Origin of the sequence: Siculibacillus lacustris (assembly GCF_004328075.1) — a bacterium.
Classification (GTDB): domain Bacteria; phylum Pseudomonadota; class Alphaproteobacteria; order Rhizobiales; family Ancalomicrobiaceae; genus Siculibacillus; species Siculibacillus lacustris.
Genome location: NZ_SJFN01000018.1, coordinates 71,259 through 93,049 on the forward strand (window position 1 = coordinate 71,259; position 21,791 = coordinate 93,049).

At 69.2% G+C, this 21,791-nt stretch carries 15 protein-coding genes and 1 pseudogene; 7 read left to right on the plus strand and 9 right to left on the minus strand.

The window, feature by feature from the left end; translation table 11 throughout:
- Positions 1-36 precede the first annotated feature (36 nt).
- From EYW49_RS13260 to EYW49_RS13275, 4 genes and pseudogenes are all read left to right on the plus strand, one after another.
- Complete coding sequence (locus EYW49_RS13260) at positions 37-408, plus strand: cupredoxin domain-containing protein (RefSeq protein WP_131310066.1); 372 nt, start codon at positions 37-39, stop codon at positions 406-408.
- A gap of 27 nt (positions 409-435) precedes the next feature.
- Complete coding sequence (locus EYW49_RS13265; protein ID WP_131310067.1) at positions 436-1,149, plus strand: sigma-70 family RNA polymerase sigma factor; 714 nt, start codon at positions 436-438, stop codon at positions 1,147-1,149.
- Positions 1,146-1,949 carry an anti-sigma factor family protein gene (locus EYW49_RS13270; RefSeq protein ID WP_131310068.1) on the plus strand — a complete coding sequence of 268 codons (804 nt, stop codon included), beginning with the start codon at positions 1,146-1,148 and terminating at the stop codon, positions 1,947-1,949. Before EYW49_RS13265 ends, EYW49_RS13270 begins: the two co-directional genes overlap by 4 nt.
- Positions 1,950-2,054: 105 nt before the next feature.
- Positions 2,055-2,333: pseudogene (locus tag EYW49_RS13275) on the plus strand (TIM-barrel domain-containing protein); the annotation flags it as partial.
- Positions 2,334-2,497: 164 nt separating this feature from the next.
- Here the strand turns inward: EYW49_RS13275 and EYW49_RS13280 are convergent.
- The 9 genes from EYW49_RS13280 to EYW49_RS13320 form a co-directional block, all read right to left on the minus strand.
- Positions 2,498-3,721: an NAD(P)/FAD-dependent oxidoreductase gene (locus EYW49_RS13280; protein WP_131310069.1), complete on the minus strand. Its 1,224-nt coding sequence runs from the start codon at positions 3,719-3,721 to the stop codon at positions 2,498-2,500.
- A gap of 143 nt (positions 3,722-3,864) precedes the next feature.
- Complete coding sequence (locus EYW49_RS13285; protein WP_131310070.1) at positions 3,865-5,352, minus strand: M81 family metallopeptidase; 1,488 nt, start codon at positions 5,350-5,352, stop codon at positions 3,865-3,867.
- A complete protein-coding gene (locus EYW49_RS13290; protein WP_131310071.1) occupies positions 5,353-6,324 on the minus strand; it encodes an ABC transporter ATP-binding protein in 972 nt (323 codons plus the stop codon). It lies immediately after the preceding gene.
- On the minus strand, positions 6,321-7,286 hold the full coding sequence (locus EYW49_RS13295; RefSeq protein WP_131310072.1) for an ABC transporter ATP-binding protein: 966 nt from the start codon (positions 7,284-7,286) through the stop codon (positions 6,321-6,323). Before EYW49_RS13295 ends, EYW49_RS13290 begins: the two co-directional genes overlap by 4 nt.
- Positions 7,286-8,143 (minus strand): ABC transporter permease, encoded by an 858-nt coding sequence (locus tag EYW49_RS13300; protein ID WP_228259600.1) that lies wholly within the window; start codon positions 8,141-8,143, stop codon positions 7,286-7,288. Before EYW49_RS13300 ends, EYW49_RS13295 begins: the two co-directional genes overlap by 1 nt.
- Positions 8,140-9,069 carry an ABC transporter permease gene (locus EYW49_RS13305; protein WP_131310073.1) on the minus strand — a complete coding sequence of 310 codons (930 nt, stop codon included), beginning with the start codon at positions 9,067-9,069 and terminating at the stop codon, positions 8,140-8,142. The genes EYW49_RS13300 and EYW49_RS13305 overlap by 4 nt, the downstream gene beginning before the upstream one ends.
- A 590-nt stretch (positions 9,070-9,659) precedes the next feature.
- Positions 9,660-11,246, minus strand: a complete 1,587-nt coding sequence (locus EYW49_RS13310) for an ABC transporter substrate-binding protein (protein WP_228259601.1) — start codon at positions 11,244-11,246, stop codon at positions 9,660-9,662.
- A gap of 40 nt (positions 11,247-11,286) precedes the next feature.
- Complete coding sequence (locus EYW49_RS13315; protein ID WP_131310074.1) at positions 11,287-12,156, minus strand: MurR/RpiR family transcriptional regulator; 870 nt, start codon at positions 12,154-12,156, stop codon at positions 11,287-11,289.
- Between the two features lie 360 nt (positions 12,157-12,516).
- Positions 12,517-14,619 (minus strand): HlyD family efflux transporter periplasmic adaptor subunit, encoded by a 2,103-nt coding sequence (locus EYW49_RS13320; RefSeq protein WP_165498242.1) that lies wholly within the window; start codon positions 14,617-14,619, stop codon positions 12,517-12,519.
- 622 nt (positions 14,620-15,241) lie between these two features.
- Here EYW49_RS13320 and EYW49_RS13325 point away from each other — a divergent pair.
- From EYW49_RS13325 to EYW49_RS13335, 3 genes are all read left to right on the plus strand, one after another.
- Positions 15,242-16,552, plus strand: coding sequence for a TIGR03032 family protein (locus EYW49_RS13325; protein WP_131310076.1), 1,311 nt, complete (start codon positions 15,242-15,244; stop codon positions 16,550-16,552).
- 128 nt (positions 16,553-16,680) lie between these two features.
- Positions 16,681-18,540, plus strand: coding sequence for a DUF4347 domain-containing protein (locus tag EYW49_RS13330; RefSeq protein ID WP_165498243.1), 1,860 nt, complete (start codon positions 16,681-16,683; stop codon positions 18,538-18,540).
- 3 nt (positions 18,541-18,543) lie between these two features.
- On the plus strand, positions 18,544-21,791 hold a 3,248-nt coding region (locus tag EYW49_RS13335), incomplete at its 3' end, for a beta strand repeat-containing protein (RefSeq protein WP_131310078.1).

The window sequence follows — 21,791 nt, forward strand, 5'->3', positions numbered from 1 at the left end:
GTCCGATCTTTCCGTTGCGACATCGAGATGAGATCCATGATCAAGGTATGTCCCGCGACCATCGCCGTCGCGATCCTCGTCGCCGTCGGCGCTCCCGGCGTCGCACCGGCGTCGGCGGCCGACGCCCTGCCGACCGCCCTTTCGGCAGGGATAGGCACCGTCGCCGTGCGGATCGACAATTTCACCTTCACGCCGACCGACATCACCGTGACGGCGGGAACCACCGTCACCTGGACCAATGGTGACGACATCCCCCATACTGTGGTGGCGAGCGATCGCAGCTTTCGCTCGCCGGTGCTGGATACCGACGAGGGCTTCTCCTTCACCTTCACCGCGATCGGGACCTTCGAATATTTCTGTTCCTTGCATCCCCACATGGTGGGGATCATCCGGGTCGTCGCCTCCTGACGACGCACCGACAGAGGAAAAGCACCGATGCTCGATCTCGCTGGTGCCCTGATCGCCCATGTCGGCGCGGACCCGATCGGCCGATGGTCTCCCACCCCGCTCGTCGCCGGGTGGCGGGACCGCGTCGGCGCCGGTCTCCTTGCCTTCGCGATGTGGTTCGACGGCGCACGACGTCGGACCGCCACGTCCCGAGCCGGCGCCGCCGACACCACGGTACGCCGGTTCGAGATCGAGATTCTGCCCCATATCGACGCGGCCTACGACCTCGCCCGCTATCTCTGTGGCGACGCGGACGTGGCCGAGGACGTGGTGCAGGAGGCCTGTCTGCGCGCCTTCCGCGCCGTCGAAACCCGCCAGGGCGGCAGTCCCCGGGCTTGGCTTCTGGCGATCGTCCGCAACTGTCACCTCGACTGGCGCGACCGTGTGCGGCGGGCCCCGACGGCCCATGCGCAGACGGCCGACGGCGAGGACGATCCGTTGGAGGCGATCGCGGCGACGGGCGATCCCGAGGCGGATCTCTTGCGCCGCAGCGAGGCGCAGGCGGTCCGCGAAGTCCTCGCCACCCTGCCGGAGGCGGTGCGGGAGATCTTGGTGCTGCGCGACATCGAAGATTGTTCCTATCGCGAGATCGCCGAGATCCTCGACGTCCCGATCGGTACGGTGATGTCCAGGCTCGCGCGGGCGCGCAAGGCCTTCGCGGTCCGCTGGACGGCGCTCTCGCGCGGAGGAGTCGAGCGATGACCGAAGACCGCGGCAACGTCGACGATGCCTGCGAGGAATGGGCGCCGTTGCTCGGTGGCCTGGTCGACGGCGAGATCGATGCCGCCCATGCCCTCGCCTGCGAGCGACACCTCGAGACCTGCGAAGCCTGCCGGCGCAGGCTGGCCGGGATCCGCGCCGTCCGTGCGACACTGGCTCGGCCCGAGTTGCGTCACCGCGCGCCGCCGCACCTCGAGGACAAGATCCGCGACGCCCTCGCCGCGGCGGCGGGCCTTCGGCGCCGTGTCGCGCCGTCGCGCTTCGGGGGCGACGCGATGGCGCTCCTCGATCGGGTCGGTCGCTGGAGTCTGGTGCCGTCGCTCGCCGCGCTCGCCGTCGCCGTCGTCCTCGTCGTGACGCCGCGCCCGGAGGAGGGGCCGGAGCCACAGTTGGTCGCCAGCCACGTCCGCTCGCTGCTCGCCGATCACTTGACCGACGTGGCGACGTCCGATCGCCACACCGTGAAGCCGTGGTTCGCCGGAAAGGTCGACTTCTCGCCGCCGGTGATCGATCTGGCGGCGCGCGGTTTCCCGCTGGCCGGTGGCCGGCTCGACTATGTCGGTGGCCGCGTCGTCGCCGCGCTCGTCTATCGCCGCAACGGGCACGTCATCAATCTGTTCGTCTGGCCGGACGCGGGGCTCGGCAGCCGGGCCGCGAGCCGGGAGGGCTACAGCATGATTCGCTGGGCCCAGGCGGGGCTCGCCTTCTGGGCGGTGTCCGATCTCAATCCGGTCGAGCTGCGGGAGTTCCAGGAAGACTTCGCCGAAGCCTCGCCGCGCTGACGCGCCGATCGGCCGCCATCGGTGCGGCACGGGCGCAGACGCGCGACGTCACCGGCGTCGCCTCGGGGCAACGGACCAAGAACGGATCTGTTCGTGGTGTTGAAGGTGTGTGGCGCGCCCGTACACCACCACTCGCGGCGGCGCGGCGGGGTCTGGCGCTACGGTCGGACCTCGTCGGGCGGCATCGCCACCGCCTGGAAGACGCTGCGCTTCAATCCGGCGCAAGGCCTGAACTTGCCCCCGACCGGAATGTTCACCCGCGGCCACCACGTCGGCGGTTTCCACGGGCCGAGCCCGGATCCGGAGCCGCTCTGCCGCTTCGTCGAATTCGGCGCCTTCTGGCCGCGGGTCATCATGAAATCGTGGAACGGCGACGGGATGACGACGCTGCCGTGGATGCATCCGGAGGGGAGCTCCGAGATCCGCGAAGCGATCGCGGCGCGGCGACCACGCCGACCGTCGGCCGGCGCGCCGTCCATGGCCGGCGGCCGCGGATCGGCCGCTGCGACGGTGTCGTCCTCGAAACCCGAGGCCGCTGGGTGCCGCCGTCAGGGGTGGAACGGCTGCGGATCGACGCCGGGGGCTTCGCCGGCGATCATCTCGGCGAGCAGGCGGCCGGAGACCGGGCCGAGGGTGAAGCCCTGGTGGCCGTGGCCGAAGTCGAACCACAGGCCGGGATGGTTCGGTGCGGCGCCGATCATCGGCAGCATGCCGGCGAGCACCGGGCGCTCGCCGAACCACGGGTCGGGATCGACCGAGTTGCCGAGGTCGAGGAGATCGCGGGCCGCCGCTTCGGCGCGCGCCAGTTGCACCGGGGTGGCGGGCGCGTCGCGGCCGGTGAACTCGGCGCCGGTGGTGATCCTGAGGCCGCGGGCCATCGGCGCCAGGACGTAGCCCCAATCCTCGTCGTAGAACGAACGGGCGAGGGTGGCGCCGCCGACATAGTGGCGGTGGTAACCGCGCATGCGCAGCATCGAAAACGTATAGCCGAGCGGCTTCAGCACGTCGGGCGACCAGGGGCCGAGCGCGACGACGGCGATCTCCGCCTCGATCGGTCCATCGGCGGTGGCGACCGACCAGCCGGATCGCGCCGGTTTCAGGCTCAGCGCGTCGCCGATCCGCAGGGTACCGCCGTTCCGGGTGAACAGCGCCGCATAGGCCTTCACCAGCCCGCCCGGATCGCTGACCGTCCACGGATCGGTCCAATGGACGGCGCCGGCGATCGGTCCGACCAGCGCCGGTTCGAGCGCGCGCACGGCGGGCGCATCGAGGATGCGGTGAGGGATGCCGTAGTGCTCGCCGATCCGGCGCGCCTCGGCGATACCCTCCTCGAAGCCGGCGGGGCGGCGATGCAGCGCCAGATAGCCGTCGCGGCGGATCAACGCTTCCGCCCCCGCCTCGCGGATCAGCAGGTCGTGCTCGGGGGCGGCATGGGCGATCAGCGAGGCGTAGGCCTCGGAGATCGCCGAATGGCGGTGGGCTTCCGAATTCCACCAGTAGCGGGCGATCGGTTCGGCATGGTCGGGCATCGCCGAGAGCTTGTAATGGACGTCGTTGGTCAGGCCGAGCGCCACCTTGGCGAGGCTCGGCACGTCGCGCGGCATCGCGTAGGGCTCGACCGCTTCGCTCTGGATGATTCCGGCATTGCCGTGGCTGGTCTCTTCGCCGGGGGGGCGGCGATCGACCACGACCACCGAGAAGCCGCGCTTCTGCAGATGCAGGGCGGCGCCGATGCCGACCATGCCGGCGCCGAGGACGAGGGCGGTGCGCATCTCAGGCCCTCCCGTCGGTCGGGGAGCGGCGGCCGGCGAGGATCGCGGCGCGGCGGGGCAGGGTCTGGCGGATCGATGTCATCGGACGTCCTCGAAGGGGGCTCGGCCGCCGGATCGAGCGGCCGCGGGAGGGCACGGGGGCCTCAGAGTGCGAAATCGCGGTCGAGCGGCCAGATCGGACGGCGCGCCTTGGCGAAGGGCAGCCGTTCGTAGGCCATGGTACAGAGCGCGCCGCTGTCGCAGACGATGATCTCTTCGGCGATCGGCGCGAAGGCGGCGCGGAAATGCTGCATCGACTTCAGTCCGACGACGGTCGCCGCCGCCGGATCGATGCCGAAGGTCTGGAACTGGGCGAGGTCGCGCATCTGCATCGGCTCGCTGACCACCAGGATGCGCATTCCGCCGACCGCCACCACCGCGGTCGGACCGTAACTCATGGCGAGGCCGCCGAGCATCGGGCCGTTGCCGATCAGGCGGCCGTCGTGGAGCGAGACCAGCTCGACCTCGAGCTCCAGCGGCCGGCCGCCGAAGCGCGGATCGGTCTTGCCGCCCAGCGCGATCGCCACCCGCTCGCCGGGCTGCCGGGTGTGGAGCAGCGCCGCCGTCTCCGGATCGACCATCGGGCCGAAACAGGCGTTCTCCAGCCCGACCGCGAGGAGGGCGGCGAGGAGTTCGGTGCCGTCGCCGTAGGCGCCGCCGCCGGGGTTGTCGGCATAGTCGGCGACGATCAGCGGCCCGGTGTGGCGGACGAAGCGGCGCGCCCGGTCGGCGGCCTCCTCGACGGTCAGGAAGCGGTTGATCACGTCGTGGCGCCGGGCCCAGATGTCGTCGGCGAGCTCTTCGGCGAAGGCGCGATGCGGCGCCGGATCGCCGTCGTGGGTGACCAGCACGGTCGGCCCGACCTCGGCGATGTCGGCGTCGGCGAAACCGCCGTTGATCGATACGGCGAAGGCGTCGGGACGCGCTTCCCAGGCACGGGCCCGGGCGAGGCGTTCGATCATCGCGCCGGTGTCGGTGCGGCCGCCGTTGGCCTCTTCCAGCATCGGCCGGCGGACTTTGAGGGTCGTCGGGCGGATCTCGCCGGTCAGCGTGCGCTGCAGAATCTCGCCGGCGTGGACCGCGGCGATGCGCATGTCGACGTGCGGATAGGTCTTGTAGGAGACCCAGATCTCGGCGTGGTCGATCATCGCGTCGGTGACGTTGGCATGGAGATCGAGGGTCGCGGCGATCGGCACGCCGGGGGCGAGCACGGCGCGCAGGCGGGCGAGGAGTTCGCCCTCGCCGTCGTCGAAGTCCGCGCAGACCATGGCGCCGTGCAGGATCAGCAGCAGGCCGTCGGGCTTTTCCCGCTCGGCGGCGGCGACGATCTCGCCGGCGATGCGCTCGAAGGCCTCGCGGGTCACCGGACCGGCCGGCTCGGCGTGGGCACTCAGCACATGGACGAGGTTCCAGCCGAACCGCTCGGCGACGTCGAGGGCGCCGGCGAGCCCGGTATTGGCGGAGCGCCGGGCGGCGATCGCCGCCTCGCCGTAGAGCAGGCAGTCGACCTCGAACTGTCTCAGGCCGGTCGGCCGGATGCTGAACGTGTTGGATTCGTGCAGAAACTCGGCGGTCAGGACTTTGAAGGGCATTCAACTCTCCGAGGCGATGGGCGGGGCCAGATGGCAGGCGACGGCGTGGTGGCCGTCGCCGACGAGGGCCGGACGGATGGCGCGGCAGGTGTCTTCGACGAGCGGGCAGCGCGCGGCGAAGGCGCAGCCGGTCGGCACGTCGTAGCCCGAAGGAATCTCGCCGGTGATGCGGACGATGTGGCGGCGGACCTTCGGATCGGGGGCGAAGGCGGCGGCGAGCAGGGCCTGGGTATAGGGGTGCCGCGGCGGGGCGCCGCGCGGCAGGATCTCCACCACCCGGCCGAGATACATCACCATCACCCGATCGCAGAGGTAATCGACCAGCGCCAGATCGTGCGAGATGAACAGGTAGGTGAGGTCGAGTTCGCGGCGCAGGCGCAGCAGGAGTTCGACGACCTGGGCCTGGACCGAGACGTCGAGCGAGGCGGTCGGCTCGTCGAAGGCGATCAGCCGCGGCCCGAGCGCCAGGGCGCGGGCGATGCCGACCCGTTGTTTCTGGCCGCCGGAGAGATGATGCGGATGACTCCCGGCCATCGCCGGATCGAGCGCGACCAGCGCCAGCAGACGCTCGATCTCGGCGCGGCGGGCGGCGGCGGAGAGGCCGACGCCCTGGACCTCGAACGGCTCCGTCAGCGCCTCGGCGATGGTCTGGCGCGGATCGATCGACGAATAGGGGTCCTGGAAGACCATCTGAAACCGGCGGCGCAGCGGCTGCAGCGCGCGGCGCGACAGATGGGTGATGTCGGTGCCCTCGAAGCGGATGGTTCCGTCGGTCGGCTCGTAGAGCCGCATGATCAGCCGGGCGAGGGTCGACTTGCCGCAGCCGCTCTCGCCGACGACGCCGAGGATCTCGCCGGGGTGGAGCTCGAAATCGACCTCGCCGACGGCGCGGAACCGCTTGCGGGCGCCGAACCAGCCGGCCGGGCCGGGGAAGGTGTGGCCGAGGTTCTCGACCGAGAGGATCGGGGTCATGGCGCGTCTCCGCTCGCGGCGCCGGCGAGGAGACAGGCGACGCCGTGATCGGCGGCGACCGCCACGGTCTGCGGCACGCGGTCGCGACAGGCGGCCACCGCCATCGGACAGCGCGGGTGGAAGCGGCAGCCGGAGGGCAGGTCGGCGATCGAGGGGACGGTGCCGGGGATGCCGGCGAGTGTGCCCTCGGCCATGCCGGGCCGCGGAATGCAGCCGATCAGCGCCCGGGTATAGGGGTGGCGGGGATCTTCGAAGATCGCAGCGACCGGGCCGGATTCGACGATGCGGCCGGAATACATCACCGCGACCCGATCGCAGGCCTGGGCGACCAGACCCATGTCGTGGGTGATCAGCATCAGGGCGAGATCGCGTTCGCGCACCAGTTCGACCAGGAGCTGGACGATCTGCGCCTGGACGATGACGTCGAGCGCCGTGGTCGGCTCGTCGGCGATCAGCAACTCGGGGTCGCCGGCGAGCGCCATGGCGATGACGATGCGCTGGCGCAGGCCGCCGGAGAGCTGGTGGGGATGGAGGTCGTAGACCCGGGCGGCGTCGGGGATGCGCATCCGCGCCATCAGTTCGACGGTGCGGATCCGTGCGGCGCGGGCGTCGAGGCCGAGATGCAGGCGGGCGCCCTGGTCGATCTGCGGCCCGACCCGGACCATCGGATCGAGCGAGGTCATCGGATTCTGGGTGATCAGCGCGATGCGGCCGCCGCGCAGGCGCCGATAGCGCGCCTCGTCGAGGGTGGTCAGTTCCTCGCCTTCGAAGCGGATCGAGCCGCGGGTCACCCGGCCGCCGATCAGCGGCAGCAGGCCCATGACGCTCATCGCGGTCATCGACTTGCCCGAGCCGCTCTCGCCGACCAGGCCGAGGATCTCGCCGCGCGCCACCGAGAAGTCGACCCCGGCGAGCGGGTGGAGGGTGCTGAAGCCGATCTCCAGATCGTCGACGGTCAACATCAGTGTGTCCTCCGCCGCTTCTTGACGTCGAGCGCCACCAGGACGCCGTCGCCGAACAGGTTGATGGCGATCACCGAGGCGGCGATCGCGGCGCCCGGCCAGAGGATCACCCAGGGCGCTTCGAACAGCAGTTCGGAGCCGGAGCTCATCATGCCGCCCCAGCTCGGGGTCGGCGGCTGGGCGCCCATGCCGAAGAAGCCGAGGGTCGCCTCGAGCAGGATGGCGTCGCCGGTGGTCAGCATGGCGACCACCACCACCGGCGCGACCGCGTTGGGCAGCAACCGCCGCAGCAGGATGTGGGCGGGGCCGGCGCCGAAACACAGGCTCGCCTCGACGAAGGTCTCGCGCTTCAGGGCGCGGATCTGGCTGCGGGTCAGGCGGGTGAACTGGGCGAGATAGGCGATGGCGATGGCCAGCACGGTCGAGGTCGAGCCGGGGCCGAGGATGGCGACCAGCAGCAGGGCGAGCAGGATTTCCGGGAAACACCAAGTCATGTCGATCGCCGCCATCACCCAGCGGTCGACGGGGCCGCCGACATAGCCGCAGATCGCACCGATCGCCATGCCGAGCGAGCAGGAGACCGAGATCGACACCAGCGCCACCGACAGCGAGGTCCGCGCGCCGAAGAGGACTCGCGAGAGGACGTCGCGGCCGAATTCGTCGGTGCCGAACCAATGGGCCAGCGACGGCGCGCGGTCGGCTTCGGCCAGCATCTGCTGGTCATAGGGCCAGGGCGCGATCCACGGGCTGAGGAAGGCGGCGGCGACCAGGCACAGCAGGGCGGCTCCGGCGACGATCGGGGCGATGCCCGGCCTCGGGCCACGCCACATCAGGCGATCGACGAGACGTGCGATCATGAGCGGTCGTCCTCCCGCTGGCGCGGATCCATCGCCGCCTGGAGCAGATCGCCGACCAGGGTGCCGAGCATCACCGCGATCGCCAGCATCAGCAGGCTGCCCTGGATCACCGGGTAGTCGCGCTGGCCGATGGCGCGGATCAGGAGCGAGCCGAGGCCGGGGCGGGCGAAGACGTATTCGACGGTCACCGAGCCGCCGACGATCAGGCCGATGCGCAGCGACAGCAGGGTCAGCACCGGCACCAGGGCGTGGCGCAGCAGATGGCGGGTCTGGATGGTGAAGCGCGACACGCCCTTGGCATGCAGCAGGGTGACGAAGTCCTGGCGCGCCGTCTCGATCATCGCGATCCGGGTGACGCGGGCGACCAGCGCCATGCCGGCGAGGCCGACGGTCGTTGCCGGTAGGATCACCGAGGTCCAATGCCGCGCACCGGAGACCGGCACCCAGCCGAGTTGGACGGCGAAGAAGAGGATCATCAACAGGCCGAGCCAGAAGCTCGGTACGGTCGAGCCGACCAGGGCCAAACTCATCAGGGCGCGGTCGGCGACGCGGTCCTGGAAGCTCGCGGCGGTGACGCCGGCGACGATGCCGACGATCGCCGAGAAGGCCAGCGCCAGGCCGCCGAGCGCCAGACTGTAACCGATGTTCTCGCCGATCAGTTCGGCGACCGGGCGGCGCTGGACGATCGCGGTGCCGAGATCGCCGCGGACGAGATGGCCCATCCAGGCGAGATATTGTTCGACGAGGCTGCGATCGAGCCCGTAGGCCCGGGAGAGGGCGTCGCGCTGGGCGGGATCGGAACCGGAGCGCATCAGATTGTCGATCGGATCGCCCGGCACCAGGTGGATCAGCAGGAACACGATCACCGTCACCACCAGGAACACCGGCAGCAGGGCGAGGAGACGTCGGATCGCATATTTGGCCATGGCCGGTCTCCTTTCCGGGTTCGGGGTGGTGGGCCGCCGCGCGGGCGGGGGTACGTTCGGGTCGTCGGCCGCCGGAGATGTCCGGCGGCGGTGGTCCGACGGCAGAACCTGTCCGCCGGCCGTAATTGGTCCGACGGCAGCTACCGCCGGCGTTCCCTCCCCCTCGAGGGGGAGGGACAGGGAGGGGGGCTCGGCCCCTCCCTCGCGAGGTGGTCGAGATCCGCTCGTCCGTGCCCCCCCTCTCTGTCTCTCCCCCTCGAGGGGGGAGAGGACCCTGGGGCGAGGGCGTTCGGGTCAGTTCCGCCCATTCTGTCCGACGGTGGCGGTCGTCTCACCGGCGGAATGCGATCGCCGGTGGGCATTGTCCGCCGGCGTCGGTGATCGGCGTTCCCTCCCCCCCGTGAGGGGGAGGGACAGGGAGGGGGGGCTCGGCCCGTCCCTCGTGAGGTGGTCGAGATCCGCTCGTCCGTGCCCCCCTCTCTGTCTCTCCCCCTCGAGGGGGGAGAGGACGCTGGGGAGAGGGCGTTCTCGTCAGTTCCGTCCGTCCTGTCCGACGCCGCTTTCGGCCGCGTCGGTTGGTGCCGCCCCTCTCACTTCACCGCGATGTCCATCACCGTCGCGGCGGAGAACTGCGGGCCGCGGATGGTCGCCGGCAGGGTCAGGCGGTCGGCGTTGAAGGCGATCGTCTGGACCGGCTCGTAGATCGGCGCGAAGGGCACCTGCGCCAGGACGTATTCGTGATAGGCGCGGAAGTTGGCGATGCGCTCGTCGAGGGTGCGCGAGCCCTTGAGCGCCTTGATCCGCAACTCCTCGGCCGCCGGATCCTTCCACATCGAGATGTTGGGATAGCCGATGCGCTCGCCGGAGAAGAACCAGTCGAGAATGTCGGCGTTGTTCCAGCCGTAGGAGCGGACCGCGAGCTGCTGCTTGCCCTTCTTGTATTCGGCCCGGATCGCCGAGGTGTCGAAGACCGCGATCTCCGCCTTCATGCCGATCGCCTTGAGTTGGGCCTGGACGACCTCGGTCATCCGCTTGAACTCGGTGTCGCTCTGCGTCCACAGCGTGACGACCAGCGGCTTGCCGTCCTTCACCCGGACGCCGTCGGCGCCGAGCTTCCAACCGGCCTCGTCGAGCAGCGCGGCGGCGGCCTTCGGGTCGTAGGTGAGTTGGAGCTTCGGATCGACCTTCGCTTCCGGCAGCGAGGCGAGCAGGAAGGTGGTCGCGGCGGCGCCCTTGCCGGCGTAGAGGTTGTCGACGATCTGCTTGCGGTCGATCGCCAGGGCGGTGGCGCGGCGGACCTTGACGTCGGTGAAGGGTTCGACGGTGGTGTTGATCGGCATGTAGAAGATGCCGAAGCCCGGCATCGAGGTCATCTTGACGTTGGCCAGCGTCTGATAGCGCGCCACCACCGCGGGCGGCACGTCGACCACCAGATCGACGCCACCGGTGCGCATCTCCAGGAAGGCGGTCGCCGGGTCGCCGATCTCGCGCAGCGTCAGCTTCTCGAAGGCGGCGGCGCCCTGGTTCTTGGACAGCGCGCTCGCCCAGCGATAGGCCGGGTTGCGGGTCAGTACCGTCTCGACGCCGGTGGCGAATTTCTCGAGCTCGTAGGGGCCGGAGCCGACGGCAACCTTGGTGCCGTAGTCGGTGCCGGCGGCGTCGTAGGCCTTGGGGGCGGGGACGCCCATGAAGCCGCTCGACAGATTGTAGAGCAGGTTGGCGTCGGGATGTTTCATCACGAAGCGCACGGTGAGCGGATCGACGACCTCGACCTTGTCGATCGCCTCGACCAGATAGGCGTTCTCGGTGCCGGCGAACTTCGGCACCCACCAGCGGATGGTCTCGGCGTCGAAGACCTCGCCGTCGTGGAAGGTGACGCCGGCCTTGAGGTGGAAGGTCCACTGCATGCCGTCGGGTGTGACCTCCCAGGCCGTCGCCAGATGCGGATGGAAGGACTGGTCCTCGGCCTGCTCGACCAGGCAGTCGTAGATCAGCTTGTCGGCGAGATTGACCAGCGAGGCCCGGATCGGATCGAGCACCGGGGTGCCGTTCTGGTTCGATGCCAGCACGAAGACGGCGTCCGCGGCGGAGGCCGCGGCGGGGGCGAGGGAGGAGGCGGCGGAGAAGACGGAGAGCGCGGCGACGGCGCTTCCGAGGGTCCGGTTCATCGCATGCATGGGATCGACCTCCGTGACGATGGGCGTGAAATGAGTGTTTTCAGGTGTCTTTCGAGCTTCCGGAGTAGCCGGTGAAGCGGCTGTAGCAGGCGAACATCCGGTCGAGCCGGTGTTCGACGTCGGTTCCGAGTTCGGCGAAGACGCCGTTGACCGCGAGCTGGATCAGCGACACCAGCGGCCCGAGCGAATCCCAGAAATGGCCGAGTTGGGTCGGCACTTCGAAGACCTCGTCGACCACGCCACGGGCCCAGTCGCAGAAGGTGTCGGTGAGGAGAACCACCCGGATGCCCCGGGCGCGCGCCTCCTCGGCGAGCAGGCGGCTGTGGCGCGAATAGCGGCGGGTATCGAGGATCACCAGCAGCACCGAGGCGGGGTCGGTCAGCAGCACGTCGACGAAGTTGCCGGCGGTCATGTCGACGAGGCGGACCTCGTCGCGCAGGTACTGGAGCTGGTGGGCGAGGATCGCCGCGGCGCCGCGCTCGGTCTGGAAACCGGCGCAGAACACCCGGGGGAACCGGGCGAGATCGCGGACGAAACCCCGGAACTCCGGGGTTTGGGCGATCTCGTAGATCCGCACCAGGGCACCGATCTCGAGTTCGAGCCCGGTGGCGAGTTGGTCGGAGCCGAGGCGGGCCCGCTCCTGGAATTCGCGCAGACGATCGCCGACCAGCCAGGGGCTGTCGCCGACGTCGGCCTTGAGGTCGGCCTTCAATTCCTTGAAGTGCTTGTAGCCGATCGAACGGCAGAAGCGGCCGATGGTCAGTTCGCCGACGCCGATCTTGGCGGCGAGCGAGGCGGCCGTCTCGAACGGCAGTTCGCCGAGGTTGGCCAGCATGTAGGCGGCGACGCTGCGACCGGCCGGAGTGGCGTCGTCGAGGCTCGCCGCCAGTCGCTCTCTCACCGTCTTCATCGGGCCTCGTGTTATTTTTCTGTCTGATGCGTAAAGTCTGGTATCTTTATGTCGTCCGGYCAACGGAGAAATTGCCCGAATTTCGAGCCTGCATCGAATTTGTTCAGCTGGTCTGAAATCGGACCCGGTCGCGGGTCTTCCCGCGGTTTCCGGCCGGGCCTCGACGCGCAATCTCGGTTGGGTGCGCGGGCCGCGGTGTCGGCGATGGTCCGGTTCGGCGCGCGCGCAGGCGGTCCGGGGCGGGCCTCGGTCGCGACCTGTCGACGGTGCGGAGCAGCAGAGGGGAGGCGTGGAGCGGGGCATCGCTCGGCTCGTGCGTCGTCGCGCTTCGAGGCCGCTGCGCGCAGCGGGTGGCGACCGTCACATGCCGCTTTCGCGCAGGACGATCCCGGCGACGGCGCGCCAGAAGCGCGACACCGGGCTGGCCGCGGCGGCGGCGATATGGATGGTGCCGCGCAGTTCGATCGCCGGCGCCGGTTCGTCGGCGGTCAAGCGGACGCGGTAGAGCGCCTGGGTCGGGGTCAGCTCGCGGTCGCCGGGCCGCACGGCGATCGGGCCACCGCCGAAAGAGGCGAGACTGGGGGCGTCGAGATGGCGGACGGCGACGCGTTCGATCGTCGCGACCCGCGCCGTCAGCGGCGACCAACCGGGCGCCGCGGCGAAGAAGCGGGCGCGGGCGCCCGGCTCGATGCGCTCGATGTCCTCTTCGCCGACATAGGCGGTGATCGACGCATTGCCGTCGGCGATCAGGGTCGCGAGTTGCAGTCGTGGCGAGATCCATTGCCCCGGGGCCACGTCGGGGGCGAGGTCGGTGATCCGTCCGGTGACGGTGGAGACCAGAGTCAGTTGCGACCGTTCGCGTTCCGCCGCCAGCTTCTGCGCGGTCGCGGCCAGCAGCTGTTCCTTCGACGACTGGGTGCGCTGCTGCATCGACGCATCGAAACCGGCGCCGCGCAACGCGCGTTCGGCCAGCGCGATCCGTCGCGCGGCGCCGTCGATCCGGTGGGCGAGATCAGGAGACTCGAACCGGAACAACGGCGTTCCGACCGCGACGCGGTCGCCGTCGCGCACCTCCACGGCGCGCAGAATGCCCGGCGAGGCCGCGAACAGCGGCTGTCGGAATGCCGCTTGGCGGATCGCCGGGCCGGAAACCGAGGTCTCGATCGGCACCAGGAGGGCGATCCCGACCAGTCCGCCGACCGCCACGGTGATCCAGCCGCGCGGGCGCCCGAACAGCGCACCGCCGCGCGTCGCCCAAGCGCGGATCTCGGTCCAGACGGGAAGCACGACGAACCATCCGATCTCGACGGCGAAGAGCAGGATGCCGACGATCTTCACGATGAAGTGGTAGACCAGCAGAGCAATACCCAGGAAGACCACCAGGCGATAGATCCACACCACCCAGGCGAAGGCGATCAGCAGCCGGCCGGCGACGGGCGCGAAGGTTTCGGGCGGCGGCTCGCGGAGATCGAACAGGCACTCGCGCAAGCCCCATCGGGCCATGGCGAAGGCGCGGCCATGGAGGTTGGGGACGCCGAGCGCGTCCATCAGCAGGAAATAGCCGTCGAACCGCATGAACGGCGAGAGGTTGAGGAGCAGCGACGACACCAGGGTCGTCGTCGCGAGCACCAGCGCCGCCTGCCGCGGCGCGCCGTCGGGCAACAGGCCCCAGGCGGCCAGCGCCCAGGAGGCGAGGACCAACTCGGCGAGGATTCCCGCCGAGCCGATCGCCAGCCGCGCCCGCCGCGAAGGCAGTTTCCAGGATTCGTTGACGTCGGTGTAGAGGACCGGCCACATCACCAGGAAGGCCAGTCCCATGGTTCCGACTCGGCAGCCGGCCGCCTTGGCGACGAAGGCATGGGCGGATTCGTGGACGATCTTGGCGGCGATCAGCGCGACGGCGTAGCTCGCGGCGCCCTGCCAGTTGAAACTGTCGGCGATCTCGGCGGCGAAGACGTCGATCTGGCGCACCAGGAGCACGAGTCCCACGGCCAGTGCCACGACCGTCGCGATCAGAAAACGGCGCCCACCGAGCCACCCGAGCCGGGGCAGCAGGCGCTCGAGAAAAGCGTCGGGGCGGACCAGCGGAATGCGGAAGAACAAGTAATGGTGCAGCAGCCAGACCAGGATCGACGAGCGCTCGCGTTGGTGCAACGTGGCGAGGCGCCGCGTGTCGACCGCGCGGTCGGCGCGGACCAACTGGTTGAGGACGAGAAATCGGCCGACCTCGACGACGTCTTCGGCATCGATGGTCAAGGGGGTGGTCCGGCCGACGTCCGCCGCGATGGCGTCGGCGTCGCCCATCACCCAACGCGCGATGATCTCGAAGGCCGGCCAGCCGATCCGGAAGAACTTGTTGCGCGCCGGATCGCCGATCGTCCAGCTCGGTGACCCGTCCGCTTCGGTCGGCCCGGGAAAGAGCATGAGATCGTCGCGAATCTCCGGGAGGTAGAGGTCGGCCATCCTGCTCCTCTTGCGAGACGATGCCGGCCGGGGCGGCGGCGCGGCGCGGTGCGGCGTGCGTCCCAACCACCCTATTCGAGCCCCTCGATCGGCACCAGCGGCGACGCCGGCTCGGTTCGACGGGGGATGGCGGGCGCCGCGTCGCGGTCCGATGTTGCGAAAGTGAACGGATGATTTCGTCGATCCCGGTTCGGGAGAGGTGCGCGACGGCGACGTTGGCCGGCCCGTCGGCCGCCGCTTCCGACAATTAAATCGTTTTGGATCCCGGAAGAGGATCTGCCTGCGCCGACGGCGTTCTGGTAGGGACACGGGCAGATATCTCGAAACGCGCGGATACAAATCACGCATAGCCAAGCTTACCTTGACATACATGTAATATTTTACGTCATTACAAGAACCGTTCGGCAGATATCGCTCGATGAGCCGTGTCGGAGACATCGAAATTTGAGATCTATCCAGATGTTTTCGTGTCGTCGACGCAAAAGTTCGGCGGATCTCTCGTGGACTGTCTGAAATTTACCGGATATACGGGACATTCCTCGGTCGGACTGCCAGCCTTGCAGCGGCCGGGGAGGTTGAGACGATTGCGCTCGTCGGCATTACATCAGGTTTGAAATTTCAAATGACGATCAGGTCGCAGGAAGTCGACGTCGGGGGACGCGGGGGCGGCGCGGTGACGGGCCGCGAACCGACGCGCGCCGACTCCGGCGACCGGTCCGGTCTCGCCGGGTCCGACGGGCGGGCGACCGAGGCGCACGACGGCGACGAGGTGACGGTTCTGCCGACGCCGGGGTTCGGCGCCTGGCTCCGTGAACTCGGCGGGTCGCTGGCGATTTCGACCTATCGTTCTGGCCGCATCGGTTTCATGAGCGCCGGCGCCGATGGTCGCGTCGTCACCGGATTCCGGTCGTTCGGCGCGACGGCCGCCGGGATTTCGGTGACGCGGGACGGTCTGTGGATCGGCACGGCCGACGATCTGCTCCGCCTGTCCAACATCGGGCCGGTCAAGCTGGCCGGCGGTCCGGAGGCGCCGGTCGGAGGGCTCGATCAGGACGCCGTCTTCGTGCCGCGGAAGACCTATGCCGTCGGTGCCTGCAACGTCCACGACGTCATCGCGATGGCGCGCTTCGAGGACTTTCTGCACGAGGTGGCGTTCGTCAACACGCAGTTCAGTTGCGTCGCGGTGGCCGATTCCTATTGGGGGTTCCGGCCGATCTGGAAGCCGCCGTTCATCACCGCGCTGTCGCCGGAAGATCGCTGCCACCTCAACGGCATGTGCGCCGTCGACGGCGAGCTGGCCTACGCCACCGTCTGCTCGGCGACCGACACGCCGGCGGGCTGGCGGCGAGCCGAATTCGCCGACGGCCGCATCTACGACATGCGGACGGACGACTGCGTCGTCGACGGTCTGGCGATGCCGCACAGTCCGCGCTGGTATCGCGGCAAGCTGTGGTTGCTCGATTCGGCCACCGGCGCGTTCGGCTGGGTCGATTTCGCCGGGCGGCGTCTGGTCCCGGTGGCGACCTGCCCGGGCTTCCCGCGCGGCCTGCAGTTCGTCGGCGACCACGCCGTGATCGGCGTGTCGCGACTGCGCAGTTCGGACCGACCGAACCGGCAAATCCGGCGCCGCGCCGAGACCCCGGTCGACGATCCGTTCGGCCTGGCCGGTCATTGCGGTCTGATGGTGGTCGACCTGACCAGCGGCGCCGTGGTGCACGCCGTGACCTTCGACGGCGACATCCCGGAACTCTACGATGTCGCATTCCTGCCGCGGCTGTCGACGCCCTATGCGGTCGGGTTCGGCGAGACCGTTCTGCGCCGCCGGCTCGTCCATTTCGATCAATCGCTCTGCCGTTACGCCCCGCCGCGGCCGATGCCGCGTCAGGCCGACGCGGACTCCGTTCCCCTTCACAACCGCCGAGAGGTCCCGTGATGTCGCAATTCGGCCCGTCACCCAAGAACGGATCTCGGACGACGCGTGACCCGGCGGCGGACCGATCGCCGCGGCAAGGGCTCGGCGCCCAGGGGCGGCTCGGGCTTCTGGCGCTGGAACCGCGCTGGATGTTCGACGGAGCCGCGGCCGTGGATGCGGTGCACGCGGCGACCGGTGCCCACGACGTGGCGGCGGCGTTGGCTCCGGCCCCGGTGGAGGTGCGCGCCGCCGACCCGTCGCGCGACGGCGGCAAGAAGGAAGTGGCCTTCGTCGATACCGGCCTGTCGAACTGGCAGGCCCTGGTCTCGTCGCTGGAGGCGTCCAAGCCCGGCATGGCGATCGAACTGATCGAGGCCGACCGATCCGGGTTGGCGCAAATGGCCGCCTGGGCGGCGACCAACAGCGGCTTCGATGCCATCCATATCGTCTCCGGCGGTTCGTCGGGCACGATCACCGTCGGCAGCGACAGGGTGACCGACACCACCCTCGCCGATGCGACGGTGGCGACCGAACTCGGCGGCATCGGTGCGGCGCTGAAGCCCGGTGGCGAAGTGCTGCTCTACGGCTCCCGCGTCGGTGCCGACACCGCCGGCGCGACCTTCGTCGCCGATCTGGCCGGCCGGCTGGGCAGTGCGGTGGCGGCCTCCGATCACGTCGTCGGCGACGCCACCAAGGGCGGCGACTGGTCGTTGAGCGTGACGGTCGGGACGTCGACCGTGCGGCCCGTGGCCCTCACCGGCTATCTCGGCACGCTCGGCACCGGCGACACCGCCGACCGGGGCACGCCGGCACCGGTCGAGGTCCAGGCCGCCGACGTGACGCTCGACGGAGGCCGGCTGGAGGTCACGTTCATCGACACGTCGGTGAGCGGCTGGCAATCGTTGGTGCGCGAGACGCAGTCGACGCGGCCGGGGATGGAGATCGAGCTGATCGACGGCTCGGTCGGCGGCCTGAAGCAGATCGCCACCTGGGCGACGAGCCATACCGGCTACGACGCGATCCATATTCTGAGCCACGGCTCGGAGGCGGAACTGTTGATCGGCACCGACACGATCACCGAAGCCTCGCTGTCCGATGCGGCGACGCGGGCCGATCTGGCGGCGATCGGGGCCTCGCTGAAGACCGGCGGCGACCTGCTGCTCTACGGGTGCGATGTCGCCGCGGGCAGCGACGGCGCGCAGTTCGTCACCGATCTGTCGGCGGCCGTCGGGCGCACCACCGCCGCCTCGACCGACGACACCGGCAGCGCCGCGCAGGGTGGCGACTGGCAGCTGGAGTTCGCCACGGCGGCGCTCGGCTCGGTGCCGCTGCTCGATCTCGTCGGCTACGACGGCAAGTTGGCGACCTTCTCGACGCCGTCGGGCACGTTCACCATCCAGACGAACGGAGCCTATGCGTTCAATTCGGGAAACGACCAGATCGCCGGACTTCCCGACAAGTCGTTGGCCATCGTGCTGACGAAGTACATTACCGCGACCAGTATCTATGATCGGTACATCAAGGAATACAATACCGACGGTTCATTGAAATTCTCGGTCCATCTCAATGCGATCGTGACGCTCAACAAGAGCAATTGGGTGTCGATCCATGCCTTGGCGAACGGCAATCTCGTCGTCGCCTATGGTTGCAGCGACTCGGGCGATCCGGGCTCGAAAAGTGCCTTCTTCGTCGTCCTCAACAGTTCCGGCTCGATCGTCACCTCGGCGACCCAGATCAATACGCTGACCGGCAGCTCGCTGACGCGATACATGCAGATCGCCCAATTGAGCAACGGCAACATCGCCTTTGCCTACCAGAGAGCGGACAACCAGAGCATCGCGACGCGCGTCTTCACCACCGCCGGCGTGGCGGTGACCTCCGAGATCGCCATCGCGACCAGCACCAACGATCTGACGCAGGCGATCGCCGCCAGTTCGAACGGCGGCTATCTGGTCCTCTACACCAATGGCACGGCCACCGGCGGCGCGCTCGTCTACAACAATTCCTGAGCCTTGCAGAAGACCATCACGCTCTCGTCGAGCGACAACTTCGTCTCCGCGATCACGCTCAGCAACGGCAATTATCTCGTCGAGACCGGAAACTACAGCACACCGGCCGGCCTCACGGGAACGATCTACGATTCCGGCGGCAACGTGGTGTCGAGCGGGATCAATCTGGCCAATCAATACAATGTCGTCCCTGTCTACACCAGCGGCGATACCGGCTACGTCACCAACGACGTGAGTCCGGAATTCACGGCGGCGACGAACGCCTATGCCAGCTTCTCCAACGTGCCGGACAATCTCTCGCTCACGCGCCATTCGAATACCGGTGCGGTCACCGGCGCTTCGACCCAGGTCGACACCTATACGGCCTCGGGACACTTCTTGGTCGCTTCGTCGTACTTCGATACGATGGACTCGGCGGCCTACTTTCTCGCCGCCGGCTACGACACCGGCATCATCGAAGTCAAGGCGGTGTACAGTTCGGACTACGCGACCCAGACCATCACCGTCAAAGAATTCGAGATGTCGACCGCGCCGGCCAATACCGCGCCGGTGTTCACCGGCGGTTCGACCAGCATCGCGGTCACGCATGATTCCGGCGCCAACGGCCTGGCCGCCAATCTGCATGTGAACGACGCCGACACCAGCCAGACCGAGACCTGGACGCAGTCGGGCGCGCCGTCGCACGGCACGTTGAGCTTCACCGGCGCGACGGCGTCGTCCGGCTCGACCGACATCACTCCCGGCGGCACCATCACCTACACGCCGACCGCCGGCTACGTCGGCTCCGACAGTTTCACCGTGCAGGTCAGCGACGGCACCGCCACCGCCACCCGCTCCTTCACCGTCACCGTGCAGGGACCGTCGGTTTCCGGCGCGCTCCCGCCGCAGACGGTCAACGACACCGTGACCTCGACGACGCCGTTCACCTCCGTTGCCATCTTCGACAACGTGACCGCGGGTGAGAGCGTCACCGTCACCTTGACGGTGAAGGGCGGAACAGCCCTTGGCGATCTCGGCAACCTCACTGGCTGGTCGACCAGCACCAGCGGCAGCGATAAGCTCTACACCCAGACCTTCATCTCCGACTTTGCCGCCCAGGCTGCCGTGCGTGCGGCGACGTGGGTGCCGGTCGCGCATCGCGGTACCGTCGGTACCACCTCCGCCGCCACCGAACTCGACGTCACCGTGTCGCACGGCGCGGCGACCGCCACCGATACGCTCAATTCGGTCAAGGTGTTCTACACCAACACCGCACCGAGCCGCACCGCGGGCGGCAGCAACTCGGTGACCTCGATCAACGGCGCCGCCGTGACCATCGACCCGAACCTGACGTTCGTCGATCCCGACTACGATCCCACGCTGGCGACCGCCACCGGCAACTGGTCCGGCGGATCCGGCGCCCAGCTGGTCGCTGGCATCTCCGTCAACGCCGATACGTCCCATGATACGCTGAGCATTGCCGCGCTCGGCGGCATCACCGTGTCCGGCTCCAACGTCAGCTACAATTCGACCGTGATCGGCACGGTGGTTTCGGACGGCAGGCCCGGCAGCCTCTTGTTCGTCGCGCTGAACGGCAATGCGACCAGCACCGCCGTCAGCGCGCTCGCCGAGGCGATCCAGTTCTCGTCGTCCGGCACCACCAGCACCGCGCAGCGCACCGTCACCATTACCGCGACCGATGGGTCCGCGGCCAACGCCAGCGTGGACGATTTGGTCAGCGTCGTGATCGGTCCGGCGGTCACGGCGATCAAGAACGCCGCCGATACGTCGACGCAGACCGTCTATGCCGGCGCCGTGGACTTCACCGTCACCTTCTCGCAGGCGGTGACCGGGCTCGATGCCAGCGACTTCGCGCTCTCCAAGACGGGCGTGACCGGCGGCACCATCGCCGGCGTCACCACCGCCGACAACCTCACCTGGACCGTGCACGTCACCGGGCTTTCCGGCACGGGGACGGTGCGCCTCGATCTGGTCGCCGGTGCCGACTACGGCACGGGCGGCGCCAGCCCGGTCACCGCCAGCTCCGGCGGCGCGGCGCTGACCGGTGGTGCCTTCACCTCGGGCGAGACCTATACGATCGTCAACGCGCCGCCGTCGATTTCCGCGGCCGGCAGCGCCGTCACCTTCGTCGAGAAGGGCGTTGCGGCGGCCTTCTCGGGCTTCGGCACCCTCGGCGACATCGACACCGCGACCCTGTCGTCGGCGACGATCGGCATCTCGGCCGGTGCGGTGACCGGCGATACGCTGAGCTTCGCCAACACCGACGGCACGGCGTTCGGCAATATCGTCGCCAGCTGGAACAGCACCACGCACACGCTGACCCTGACCTCGGCGGGCGCCACCGCGACGCTGGCGCAGTTCGATGCGGCGATCAAGGCGGTCACCTTCTCGACGGCCAGCACCGACCCGGGCAGCGGCGACCGAACCGTCGACTTCCAGGTCGACGACGGCCAGTCCGCCAATCACGCCAGCAACGTCGTCTCGACGACCGTGCATGTGACCCCGGTCAACGACGCGCCGACGCTGGCGGCGACGGTGGGGGCGAAGACCTTCACCGAAGGCGGCGCGGCGGTGGCGCTGTGGTCGGGAGTGAGCGGTTCGACGATCGAGGCCGGGCAGACCTTCGGCCAGATCCGATTGACGGTGTCGGGGCTTTCCGACGGGGCGAACGAGCAACTGACCCTCGACGGGTCGGCGGTGACGCTGACCAACGGCACGGCGGGCACGACGACCGGCGGGCTCGGGGTCGGCTATGCGGTGAGCGTGACGGGGTCAACCGCGACGGTGACCCTGACCGGGGCGCTGAGCGGCGCGCAATTGACGAGCCTGTTGCAGGGGGCGACCTATCGGGACAGCGGCAATCCGACGGCGGGCGACCGCGTCGTCACCCTCACTTCGGTGAAGGACAGCGGCGGGACGGCGAACGGCGGCGTCGACACGACGACGACCGGGTTGCCGGCGGCGGAGACGGTGACGGTGGCGCGGCTGAACCATGCGCCGACGCTGACCACGACCGCGGAGACGCCGACCTTCGTGGAGAAGGGCGGCGCGGTGTCGCTGTTCTCGGGCACGGCGATCGGGCTGGGGACGGGCGACGGCGGGCAGACGATCCGGCAGTTGGTGCTGACGGTGTCGTCGGTGTCGGACGGCGCGGCCGAGCAGCTGACGATCGACGGCACGGCGGTGGCGCTGGTGGCGGGCACGACCACGACGTCGGGCGGCGCGACGGTGGTGGTGACGGTGGCCGGTTC